Here is a 12,476-nt window from a genome sequence, read left to right on the forward strand (position 1 = left end):
CCCCAGATAAACTGGGGCATGCAATATCAATTTACAAAGCTTGTTAGTGTTACTCGTCTTTAAGTTCCACCAGCTTAGTACTTCCACCATGGAACTTTTCACGCTTGCGCTGAACCATGGCATAGAAGCTCGGAATCAGGAAGGTACCCGCCAGTAGCACGCAGAGTAAGCCACCAACCAGTGACACACCCAATGAATTCTGACTGATGTAACCCGCACCTGACGCAAAGATTAGCGGAGTAATACCCAAGATAAACGACCAGGAAGTCATATTCACGGCACGGAATCGCAATTCACCACCATGAACAGCGGCTTCATCGATCGGCACTTCTTTGTTCTCACGCTCCAATTTCGCGAACTCTACAATCAAAATGGCGTTCTTCGCTGCGAGGGCTATCAACAACACCAAACCAATCTGGGCATACAGGTTCAGTGGAATGCCCGTCAAGTTAAGCGCCATAAACGAGCCCAGTGTCGCTACCGGAACCACAAGAATGATAGCCAGTGGAATCGTCCAGCTCTCGTACTGTGCCACCATAAACAGGTAAATGAAGATTAGAGCCAGTGCAAACGCATAGATCGCCTGATTGCCTGCTAACTTCTCTTGATACGCCAATCCTGTCCACTCGTATTGATACCCATGAGGCAGTACTTCAGCCGCAACTCGTTCCATTGCTGCAATAGCATCACCACTGGAATAACCCGGTGCCGCTTCACCCTGAATGACAGCAGAACGATACATGTTGTAACGCCAAGCCACATCCGGTTCGAAGACCTGCTCATAACTCACCAAAGTACTTAGCGGGATCATGTCTCCAGACTGGCTACGAACATGGAACCTGCCAAGATCTTCCATGTCTGTTCTGTGTTCGGCATCTGCCTGAAGTGTCACACGGAAGTTCTTACCAAACATGGTGAAGTCGTTAACGTAAATGGAACCGAGGTTACCCTGAAGCGTCTGGAAGATTTCGCCCAAAGGAATGCCAAGCTGTTTAGCTTTCTGGCGATCAATATCCAGATAGAAGTGCGGAACGTTGGCACGGAACGTACTGTAGGTGTACAGAATTTCTGGCTGAGCGTTCGCTTTAGCCATGACTTCGCCCATAACCTGAGCTAAGTCGCTTCGATTTCGACCTAACGCATCTTCAAGTACGAATTCAAAGCCAGAGCCTGCTCCCATTCCCGGTACGGCAGGTGCTCCCATTGCAAATACGACAGCTTCTGGAATTTCCTGTGCCGCGCGAGCATTAATACGATTCGTAACGGCAAAAGAAGAATGATCGCCGTCCAGATTGTTTCGGTAGTCCCAATCCTTGAGTTTAACGAACAGTGAAGCACCATTTGATGCCGCCGCACCGGTCAGAAAGGCATAACCATTGGCGACAGTCACACCTTCGATACTAGGCTCCTGGTTGATGACATCCATCAGCTTTTCAGTTACCGCTTTGGTACGAGACAGAGAAGCGGAATCCGGTAACTGGACGTTAACCAGCATGATGCCTTTATCTTCCTGTGGCACGAATGCTGTTGAAGTGGTTTTCGCAAGGAACGAAACCGCCGCCACTGCGACACCAAAGAAAATCAGAGCCAGAATTGTTTTCTTAACCAGAAAACCCGCTGCCTTACCATATTGACTAGTAACTTTATCCAGAACCCGATTAAAGGCATCAAACCATTTCGCGGTATTGCCTCCGCCTTGCTTAAGCACCAGAGAACACACAGCAGGCGATAAAGTAAGCGCATTAATCGAAGAAATAACAACGGAGATACAGATAGTTAAAGCGAACTGACGATACATGATCCCTGTGATGCCCGGTAGCATTGCCACTGGAATGAACACGGCAAGGAGAACCAGTGTTGAGGTAATGATAGGCCCGGTTACCTCTTTCATTGCCTTAAGCGTCGCTTGCCTTGGCGTTAAGCTTGGATCGCGTTTCATGATGGTATCAACGTTTTCGATAACCAGAATCGCATCGTCTACCACGATACCAATAGCCAGAATCAGACCAAACAGAGTTACGGTATTAATGGTAAAACCAGTTGCCAACATGATGGCAAAGGTACCAATCAAAGAAACGGGAATGGCAATAACCGGAATCAGAGTGGCACGCGCACTGCCCAGGAACAGGTAAGTAACCGCGATAACCAAAAGAATGGCTTCAATAAGTGTTTTGACTACGCCTTTAATCGATTCTTCAACAAACAGTGTCGTATCGTAACTGGTTTCGTACACCATACCTTCAGGGAAAGTCTTGGAAAGCTCTTCCAGCCTTTCCATCACCAAACCACCACTCTCAAGAGCATTCGCACCAGACTGGAGAGAAAGCACCACGATAGAAGCGTCCTGACCACGGAATAAGCCCGTACCGTTGTAAAAGTTTTTGCCCAGTTCTACACGAGCGACATCTTTCAAGTAAACCGCAGAACCGTCTGGGTTAGCACGAAGCATAACGCCTTCAAACTCTTCCACTGTCTCTAGTCGACCTTTAGTCACCAGGTTAAACTGCACTTCCTGTGGGTTAGCGTATGGTGCCGCCCCGATGTTACCTGCTGCTACCTGAACATTCTGCTCAGCAAGGGCTGCATATACATCCGAAGTCGTCATTTTCAGCGACGCCAGTTTTTCCGGATCCAGCCAGACACGCATTGCGTACTCACCGCCACCGATAACACTCACGTTACTGATGCCTTTAACACGAGCAAGCTGGTCTTTAACGTTCAGGTTCACGTAGTTGATCAGGAACTGATCATTGTACTTACCCTCAGGTGAGTAAAAGTTCAGTACCATCAACAGGTCAGGTGAATTTTTCTTCACCGTGACACCCACCATTCGAACCTCTGGTGGCAACTTTGATTCGATCTGGGTTACACGGTTTTGAACGTTGACCTGAGCCATGTCTGGATCGGTTCCGATATCAAAGGTCACGTTTAACGAGTAAGAACCGTCGTTGGCACTCTTCGAAGACATATAGATCATGTCTTCCACGCCATTAACGGAGGTTTCTATCGGGTCGGCGATTGCCTGCTCCACGACTTCTGCACTGGCACCAGTGTAGTAAGCCGTAACGTTAACAGAAGGTGGGCTGATTTCCGGATACTCAGAAACCGGCAGTAGAAGCAATGAAATTGCCCCTGCCAATGTAAGAATGATGGAGATGACCAGCGCGAATTTAGGGCGCTGAATAAAAAATCGGCTCAGCATGATTAAGCTCCCGTGTTGGCGGAATCGGAGTCTTGAATATTGACAGGCATTCCATTCCTAACACGTTGCAAGCCTTGCGTAACAACCTGCTCTCCCTTAGCAAGCCCTTCTGTCACGATGACACCTTGCTCGGTCTGCTTTCCTAGTGTGATGTTTCTGCGCTCAGCTATGTTGCCTTTGGCAACAATCATGATGAAGTCGCCTTCAAGATCAGTCTGAACAGCGCGCCTTGGTATCACCACCACTTCTTCTGGTGTTTGTTCCTGAATGGCAACGCGAACATGCTGCCCCGGTAATAATGCGTGTTCTGGGTTGGCGACGCTGGCTCGAAGTGCAATTGTCCCGGTGTTCAGATTAATTCGGTTACCGATGAAATCTAACTTGCCTTTGTGTTCATACACGTTGCCATTTTCAAGCTTGATCACTACTTCAAGCGCTTTTGCAGCTCCTTCACCATCACCTTTCACTTTATCCATTCCAAACTCCAGTCTTTCCCGCTCACTCACGTTAAAGCTGGTATGAATTGGGTCCAAACTGACAATGGTGGTTAAAGGACCGGAAGAGGGAGAAACCAGATCACCAATACTCACATTGCTGCTGCTGATTCTTCCTGTGAATGGCGCAGTAATTTGAGTGTGAGACAGGTTAACATTGGCGAGATTGAGTTGTGCTTCTGCGGCTTCTACCTGAGCTTCGGCACTCAATTTCGCCGCTGTAAGCGTGTCAAATTCAGATTTGGAGATGTTGCCTTTCGGCAAGAGATTTTTGCCACGCTTGAAGTCCATTTCTGCTTTTTTCAATGAGGCATGTGCCTGTGCCAATGAGGCTTTGGCGGTTGCAACCTGAGCATCAAAGGAGGAAGGTTCGATTTGATATAAAACATCGCCTTTTTCAACAAGCTGCCCCTCGATAAACAGACGATCTTTCAGATAACCAGAAACCTGTGCAGTAATGTTGGCATCTTCAACGGCTTGTACTCTGCCAACATAGGTTTTACTCTGTTGATGCATGACGGTGGTTGACTCCATAGCCACCACATTAGGCGCTACGGCGTTTCGATTTCCTTGTTCTGCTTCACCACATCCTACTAATACTAATGAGCTGGCGACTGCCAGACTGAGTAATGTTTTCTTCATGTATCTACCATTTTTTAGAAGAGTTTTGAGTTTTGTCTAACGGATAATGCCTTGCTAGCGCGATTATGATTTTACTTTTAACCAATTATCCGTAGCCGGAATCACCAACATAAGAAATGTGACACAATAGATGTCAGCGAAACCGTTGCGATATACGCAAGTTACCTCATATGATTGCCTAGTGGCGAGTAGAAATGATTTTCATGACGCGTTTTCAGTTTTTGATTCAGCCCCGTAGGATCTTCAAAGTGATGTTTCGCCAGAAAACCAATGCATTCTCACTAAACCAAGGTTCAAGAGATAGCTTGCGTATATTGACAGTTATTTTTGTTAGAGTGCTGCAAATATCTCACATAAAATTGTGTCAGTTTATTGCAAATTACAAAGAAGTGATAAAGTCATCATTTTTATGTAGTTACCTATTACATTTTACATATAGTTCAACATAAAATAATTCATAAAAATGATAACCTAATAGCCTGGGTGTGGAATGGCTAAAGTTTTGAATTGGGCAGGTTACATTCCTTTGAACAGAGACTGAGAGGCGCGGCTGACAGGAAGCTCTTTCTGACCTATCACTACATACATTCTTCCGGTCAGATCTTTTCTAACTTTACTGATTCGTGAAACAGAAACAATGGTCGAACGGTGAATTTGCCAGAACTGATTGGGGTCAAGCTGCTCCAACAGTTCTTTCAACGACATTCTGATTAAATACTCATCCAAATGGCTTTCACCATTCTGGCAATAAACAGAGACGTACTTATCTTCGGATTTGAAATACACCACATCATCGATAGGTATGAGGTGTATCTCGTCCCCCATTGATGCTTTTATCCAGTGAAGGTAGCTTTGAGGTTGAGTTTTCTCAGGAGAGAGTTGTTCGAACAGCTTTTGTAAATCAGGTTGACTACTGGCTTGGTGATCATTCAGTCTCTGCTGCACCTTCGCAACCGCCTTTGTCAGACGCTCTTCGTTTATGGGTTTCAACAGGTAGTCTGTGGCATTGTTATCAAAGGCTTCTACGGCGTATTCATCATACGCCGTTGTAAACACAATGTGGGGCGTGTGTTGAAGCTTATTTAGTTTATTCGCAAGTGTTATGCCGTCTAGCCCCGGCATTCGGATATCAAGAAAAACGACGTCGGGTTCGTGCTCCAGGATGGCATCAAAAGCACTTTTACCATCACCGACTTTAGCGACAATATCCAACTCTAGCCAGACATCGTTTAATTGCCGTTGTAAGTGATGAAGTAATAAAGGTTCATCGTCCGCAATTACCGCTTTTACATACTTTGCCATGTCTAATAAACCTTTATTATCTGCTTTGAAGAGAGCCCAATGCCAACCTGTTAATTGAGATGCGAGAGGTAACACCCTGAGGGTCATTCTGGATGACGGAAAGGGATGCATCTTCCCCAAACAAGGTCTTTAACCTGGCACGAATATTCTGCAACCCTATTCCATGACCACCTGACGACTTGTCTGCCAATAGACCAACACCATTATCTCTGACCTCCAAGACGACTTCCTTTCTTCCATCCAACACTTTTACATCGATGTGACCACGATTCAGGCTCGGCTCCAAGCCATGAATAACGGCGTTTTCTACCAAAGGTTGCAACAGAAATGGGGGAACCATTAAGGATTCGGTAAATTCGTCTTTAGTGACATTGTAACTCATCAGCTCGCCTAATCGTATTTGCTGAATCCCTAAATAGGCGGACAACAAATCCAGTTCATGATCAACAGGAACAAGCTGTGTGCGGTTCTTTCTTAGGGTTGCCCTAAGCAGATCCGTTAATCGAGACAGCATTTGCTTAGCTTTATTCGGGTCACTTTCAATAAGCACGTTGATGTTTGCGAGAGTATTAAACAGGAAGTGGGGTTCTATTTGGCTTTGCAATTGTTGTAGCTCACTTAAAACCAGCGCTTTTTCCTGATCAGCCTGAATGCGTCGCGCTTTCTCTAACTCGTGTCTGGCTTGTGCTTTCTGTTCTGCCGAATAAAAGTAGTAAAAGCAAAACGCCGTAAAGATAAAACCCAATAACACGATAGGCTTCATGTCGGAGTACGATGCAAAGCTTGGGTAATCACTCACCCAAAAATGTGCGTTAACACTGCCGCCCAACATAGAGATGGTGAGTGCGACTAAGTTGACTGTTCGTCGTGATAGCTCGGGAAGCACCAAAGTAACCAGATAGCCACCGACAACCGCGCTGTAGCCAAAGCCAAAGCTGATCACTATGTGCGTGTAAAATGGAGCTTCCCAGACAAATGAAGTGGTGATCGCGATGATAAAACAAAATAAAGAAGTGAATAGAAAGCTTTTTAGCCACTCATTTTTGGCTAGCTCTGACCCCAGTCCCATTAAAATCTTCCTTTAAAATTTAGCAAAATCATACTGTTAGTTTTTAGGTTTTTATAGAGTGATTTATCTTTACCGTTGTAAAAACGTGCGGCAAGTTCGGTTTCAAAGCGGGACGCCCCATCGTCGTACCATTCAAAACTCAATCTTGGTGTTGAGATCACACCACCATCTTCGGGCGCTATCATCAAATCCACTGTGGGCGTTAGCTTTTCAAACCAACCCGGAGCAGCAGTCCAGTGCTGTCCCTGCCAGTTTTGAGTATCTAATGTCCAGTGAAACATGACGTTGTGTTTAGTTAAGTTGGCATTTGTGAGTCCCAGTCCGTAGGAATCGGCAAGACGATCCTGACCATAAGTTTCTCTAAGCGAGGTCGCTGAAACCTGTGCATCTTCCCATTCTTCTTTCCCCCATGCTCGGCTGTCATACCAGTATTCTGCAATGACGCTGTGTCCGGAAAAGCTGCTCCAGGTTATACCTGTCATGACTTGTTGCGCAGCCCCCTGCGTTTCTAGCACAACGGGTGCCAAAAGCTGATTTGGCTGATGATAAGCAAGATGTTTTCTTTGAATCACTGCCGATGAATGCCACTCCCATTCGCTACCGAAAACAGTTACCCAACTAGCACCAACCAGCCCTTTTCTTACGTCATCAAAATAGCCGATAACCTGAAATTCGCTGTCACCCCGCAGACCGTAGTAACGAACGCCTACCCCATGTTGTTGCGTGGCTTTTTGAATCTCTGTGGTTTCTTGTTGAGTCAGCGAAGACGTTGTAGCAATCGCCGTCCATTCCCCTTCGGCTCCAAAGTGGGACAGGCTGACTACGCCTACCCCTTCTTCAACCTGAATCCCTACTGGGTTTCGACGATAAGGATTGAATACGTCCAGCGGACGATAACCATACCCCACCCCATAATCCTGACGAATTTTTCCGACGGTTGCATCCAAAGTCGTACCAGCGAGATCCACACTTCCCTGCCAGAAAAGCTCTCTGATGATCAGGTCTGATTCTGGGTCTACCGAGCTGTCAGAGTGATAGATGTCATTTCCTAGCAAAGCCAGAGACGCGTTGAACGATTGGTAACCCAGCTCCACTTCTAAAAGCGCATCGACGCTCTGGATACTTTCTTCATCTGAAGCAAACACACCATTGGTTGCTTGGTGCTGAGTCGTGTCTGAACTTATCATCCAGTCCCAGTTCGATGACAGCTCTGACGATAACGCCACCGGTGAAACAAGCACAGACAGGATTAAAGGTTTTGCTATCTTCACGTTACAGCTCCGACACGTTACTTCTGACTAAAAATGAAGGGTTGTAGTACTTGTCTTCCAGCTCATAAGACGAGATCTCCTGATATTCAATGGTCGTCTTTTTACTAGGCTGAATTTTATCTAACAAGGTCATGCTGACTACGGCATCTTCATTATTACGTTCACCTTTGGTAAACCAAGCCACCTTCGCCAGTTTGCCCGATTTCATTATTAGATTTGCCTTTACAGGAAAGTCTGACTCCTGCTCTAACCAAAGCTCGATAGAATGGTAACTTGCGCCTTTTGTCTTGGCAGTCAGTAGCAGTTTGTTGGTTTGGATCTCGCTACCCGATAGCGTAGTCAGGGTTTCTTTTCCTTCAAATACCCCCTGATAATCGTCACTCCAGGTCAGTGTTGAAATATCACCTACAGACGCTTCACCTAGCAATTTCTGCATGGGTGTAATTCGAATTGGTCGGCGACTTTTGGGCATAACCAACCAGTAGTTATCTTCCAACATCAGCATCTTCTGCCCGGCTTCCACTCGAGATTTAAACACCACCAGTGACTGCCTTTGAGGGCGAGTATAAACGTGGTACTGATGTGTTTTTTCCTTCTCACCGTTTTTGAAAACGTGCACAACAGAAACAACTTTTGAGGATTCTTCCTCTATACGGAAGTTATCGGCATTTTTCAGCATGGATGTCACGTCGTTTGCGGCAACTTGACCACTAAGCAGTGCTGCTGTTGCCAAGACAAGATTCAATACCTGACGAATAGAACAATTAAACATATGCAAGTGCCTCGGTGATGGGTTTGTTTGCTCCCTTTCTGGCAGAGAAGTAAGCCGCCAATACGCAAATAGCGACGACTCCCAATGTAGAATAGGCAGCCAGTTCTGGAGAGAAGTTGATTTGTAGTGGGTAACCTTCTGTGTGACCTGGAGGAGGTGGCATTTTAATTTCCACAACCAGTAGCAAGACTGAAGCAATCAAACTGGCAAGTACACCAATCAGGCTACCGATAAGCGCAAGTAACCCAGCCTCTTTAATGAATGAAGAAATGATCTCGTTAGAGTATGTGCCAAGCGCAGAAAGTGTCCCGATTTCTCTTGTGCGTTCGGTGACAGACATGGTCATGGTATTGAAAAGCGCAACGAATACCACCAGCGCCATGATTAGTCCCATAATGCCGAAAATTCGGTCATACAGATCTTTCACTTTCTTGTAGAAAAACGCTCTGTCTTGCCAAGGTGTAATCTGTATCTCCTGATCCAGTACAGAAGAATCCAGCAACTGTTGAGTTTGGTTCTGAATTGGGTTGGTTTGCTCGGTATCGAACAAGAATACCGACAAGGTGCTGATTTTTTCTGTTACCAATAGCTCTTGAGCAGAATTAACATGAAGATATAGCTGGCGCTTATCCAGTTCAGGAATACCTGTGCTGTAGATGCCATGCACTTTAAAGTCCAGCGCGTTTAATGCCCCTTCACTGGTGGTGGCTAACAGTGTTACCCAGTCTCCGATGCTAACCTTGAGGTTTCTGGCGAGTTCATAAGCAAGCATTACTTGAGGCTCATCAGCGTTGTAGCGGCTGGAGTTCATGCTGGTCAGGGTTCTGCCTTCTTTCACATTCAAGAAAGGACCTTTCATGTCGAATTCTTTCTCGTTAACGCCATTACCAACAAAAATGGTCGACTTGTTGCCGTTTGAAATTAAGCCAGTGAAATAAACTCTGGGTTGTACCGAACGAACCTTGTCCATCGCCATGATCTTGTTGACCAGCTCTTTGGTGCCAGAAAGCCCGTTGGATAAAGGCATGTCTTCGTCCTGCTCGAAATACCCGACCTGACTTAGTGTCAGATGTCCAGTGTCACGAGCCGTCGACTCCTTCAAAGATTGATAAGTAAATAGCCCAAACCCGCCAGCACTTACCATGGCGAAAACAGCAATGGCAATGATTAAGATAGAAAGTGCGCTGCGGCGAGAATTGCGCTTCAGGTTTAAAAACGCATACCTGAGGTTTTCAAAATACGCAGAGATAAATGAAACTCGATTTAGCTGACCCATTTCAGAGCCTCCTTTTGAATAACGCCATCAAACAGGGCGATACTGCGATCGCACCGTTCTGCCATTCGGTGATCGTGAGTGGCAATCACAAAGGTGGTGCCGAATTCATGCCCCAGCGACTTCATTATGTCGATAACAAGCGTGGCACTTTCGCTATCCAGACTCGCTGTTGGTTCGTCGGCGATGATCAGTTTGGGTTTGTTGACTAGCGCACGGGCTATGGCCACTCGCTGTTGTTGTCCCCCTGAAAGATTGTCTGGTCTGTGATGGACGTATTCACCGAGTCCGACTTTGTCCAGCATTGAAAACGCGATCTCTCGCTGCTGGACTCGGCTGTGACCGTTGAGTTTCAAGGGGTACATTACGTTTTCCAGCGCGGTCATCACCGGAACCAGATTGAACTTCTGAAAAATGAATCCCATCTGGTAGCGTCTGATTTCCGCAGCTTGTTTTGGTGTTTTGGGCAGCGGTTTGCCCTCGAAATGAACATGTCCGGAATAGTCAGTATCAAGAAGACCAAGCACGTTTAGCAGAGTACTCTTCCCGGAACCGGAAGGACCACAAAGTGCGACCATCTCCCCTCTTTCTATTGTCCCAGTTGCGCTTTTCAGAGCGGGAACGTCAATCGTCCCCAACTGATAGCTCTTATTGATTTGATTAAATTCAATCATATTGCCCCCTAAGCCTCATTGACCAGGGCTTGAGCTTTTTGGGTCTCGGGGTGTGATGCGTCTTTCTTTAGCATCACTGCCAGCCACTCTTGCGCGCGCTGTTGATCTTCAGCCCGAATGGCAGTCTCAATCGCAAATGAATAAACCCATGAAGTCGCAGCAAAAGGTGCCTGCTCAAATTCTGGCTCGGCAAGCAAATCGATATAAAGATCGTATCCACGATCGAAGTGATTAAACATATCCGGCAACTGGCTGAAAGTTGCCGCAGACAATGCTCTGGCAAGGTATGTGTCCGGCAATCCCTGAATCACAGGTTGAGATTCGACAGGAACCGCTTGAGAGGCGATAAGGTTAAGCCCCTTATCAATCGTTGCCAGACCCTGTTCTACGTATTGCATTTTGTTCCAGGGCATCCAGGCATCACGACCCTGCATCGTTTGTGTGCTGCCAAGGTAAACCAGACTCAGTGGCTTAGCCCCTTCTTTCTGAATCAATTGATTGAGTTGTTCGAAAACCAGCTCTACTTTGTCACTGTCGCCTGCTGCCGCCAGGTTGTACTGCTGAATAAGTTCATTGGATGGATTGGCAACAGCTTGCGAAAGTCCCGCCAGTAGCAGTGAAGAAATAATAAATGTGCGTTTGATGAGTTTCATAACCGATATCCATTCTGTTGTTTGGTGAAGCTAGATTAGCAACGCCAGATTCCAGAATCAGAAGAATGCGATAAACGGTCGTTATAAGGAGTGAATGGTAATCTATACTTTTTAGGCACTTATTTTGCAGTTCTTTCAGGTGGCAATTTTTATTTGCCGCATGTGAAAGAAAAAACGCAGTTGCCAGTTCTATATGGTTGTTATACCCAAGTGACCTCAGAAATCCATAAAGCGAGGTCACTTGGGTATAGTAAGGTCATGGAAGTATATTATGAAAAAACTTGTCGCACTCTCATTAGCATTGGTATCTGGTTCTACATTCGCATTCGAGCCAGGTGAGGAATACGGCATCATTGGTGCTAGCGGTACATTTGGACAATCGGTTTACTCTACCGAAGATTCTGCAAAGTTTGGCATTACGCCTAACTTGTTTTATTACGGTGAACGCGGATTTATTGACGGCAGCCTGGCAAGCTACAACGTTTTGCCATACGTCGGTATCTCCGGTAACTGGCGTTTTGCTCAGGTATCTAACACTTTTGATACCATTCCAGATGGTATCGATGAGCGAGACGGTAACCTGGAATTAGGTCTTACCATAGGTACACCTGGCGCTCGGATTACCTACCTTCAGGATGTTATGAATGTCCACGGTGGTAAAGAAATTCAGGTTCACCTAGGAAAAACATTCAACACGCCAATGCGTCGATTCACACTGACTCCTTACGTGGAATTAGACTGGAGAGACAGAAAGCTGTCCGACCATTTGTACGGTGTCAGCGCTGCAGAATCCAGTGCATCCGGATTGAAGCAATATGACGCATCTAGCAGCTTTGTCTATCAGGCTGGTGTAATTGGTTTGTACGACTTCTCGAAGAAGTTGGTGATCATCAGTAAAGCAAGAATGGAAAGTCATGATGATGACAGCCCAATCGTTCAGCGTAATTTTGGTTGGTCATTTGAAGTTGGTCTTACCTACAAATTTGCTGGGAAATCTTGGTAATTTTAGCTAAAACAGTTAGTTAAATTCACCAAGGGATATAACAACCCCTTTAAAATCAAACAATTAGAAATTGGCACACATATTGAAATACCAAGCATGTGTGTCAATTCTAATTTAAAGG

Annotated in this window: 10 protein-coding genes; 1 reads left to right on the forward strand and 9 read right to left on the reverse strand. The window is 45.9% G+C overall.

Going from position 1 to position 12,476, the window contains the following annotated elements; genetic code table 11:
• Window positions 1–49: 49 nt before the first annotated feature.
• From INR79_RS25220 to INR79_RS25260, 9 genes are all read right to left on the reverse strand, one after another.
• Window positions 50–3,202, reverse strand: coding sequence for an efflux RND transporter permease subunit (locus INR79_RS25220; RefSeq protein ID WP_223097518.1), 3,153 nt, complete (start codon window positions 3,200–3,202; stop codon window positions 50–52).
• A gap of 2 nt (window positions 3,203–3,204) precedes the next feature.
• Entirely contained in the window at window positions 3,205–4,338 is a 1,134-nt protein-coding gene (locus tag INR79_RS25225; protein ID WP_045964544.1) for an efflux RND transporter periplasmic adaptor subunit, read from the reverse strand.
• 516 nt (window positions 4,339–4,854) lie between these two features.
• Window positions 4,855–5,640: a LytR/AlgR family response regulator transcription factor gene (locus INR79_RS25230; RefSeq protein ID WP_223097520.1), complete on the reverse strand. Its 786-nt coding sequence runs from the start codon at window positions 5,638–5,640 to the stop codon at window positions 4,855–4,857.
• A 16-nt stretch (window positions 5,641–5,656) separates the two neighbouring features.
• Window positions 5,657–6,709, reverse strand: a complete 1,053-nt coding sequence (locus tag INR79_RS25235; RefSeq protein ID WP_045964546.1) for a sensor histidine kinase — start codon at window positions 6,707–6,709, stop codon at window positions 5,657–5,659.
• Window positions 6,709–7,980 (reverse strand): hypothetical protein, encoded by a 1,272-nt coding sequence (locus INR79_RS25240; protein WP_223097522.1) that lies wholly within the window; start codon window positions 7,978–7,980, stop codon window positions 6,709–6,711. The genes INR79_RS25235 and INR79_RS25240 overlap by 1 nt, the downstream gene beginning before the upstream one ends.
• A 1-nt stretch (window position 7,981) precedes the next feature.
• Entirely contained in the window at window positions 7,982–8,752 is a 771-nt protein-coding gene (locus tag INR79_RS25245) for an outer membrane lipoprotein-sorting protein (protein ID WP_223097524.1), read from the reverse strand.
• Window positions 8,745–10,028 carry an ABC transporter permease gene (locus INR79_RS25250; protein ID WP_223097526.1) on the reverse strand — a complete coding sequence of 428 codons (1,284 nt, stop codon included), beginning with the start codon at window positions 10,026–10,028 and terminating at the stop codon, window positions 8,745–8,747. The genes INR79_RS25245 and INR79_RS25250 overlap by 8 nt, the downstream gene beginning before the upstream one ends.
• Window positions 10,016–10,699 (reverse strand): ABC transporter ATP-binding protein, encoded by a 684-nt coding sequence (locus INR79_RS25255; protein WP_223097527.1) that lies wholly within the window; start codon window positions 10,697–10,699, stop codon window positions 10,016–10,018. Before INR79_RS25255 ends, INR79_RS25250 begins: the two co-directional genes overlap by 13 nt.
• Before the next feature lie 8 nt (window positions 10,700–10,707).
• Window positions 10,708–11,352, reverse strand: coding sequence for a hypothetical protein (locus INR79_RS25260; protein ID WP_022591798.1), 645 nt, complete (start codon window positions 11,350–11,352; stop codon window positions 10,708–10,710).
• A gap of 271 nt (window positions 11,353–11,623) precedes the next feature.
• Here INR79_RS25260 and INR79_RS25265 point away from each other — a divergent pair, with 271 nt between their 5' ends.
• Window positions 11,624–12,355 carry a MipA/OmpV family protein gene (locus INR79_RS25265; RefSeq protein WP_004407319.1) on the forward strand — a complete coding sequence of 244 codons (732 nt, stop codon included), beginning with the start codon at window positions 11,624–11,626 and terminating at the stop codon, window positions 12,353–12,355.
• The last annotated feature ends 121 nt before the right edge of the window (window positions 12,356–12,476 follow it).

The sequence above is a fragment of the Vibrio sp. SCSIO 43132 genome (assembly GCF_019904195.1).
Taxonomy (GTDB): domain Bacteria; phylum Pseudomonadota; class Gammaproteobacteria; order Enterobacterales; family Vibrionaceae; genus Vibrio; species Vibrio nigripulchritudo.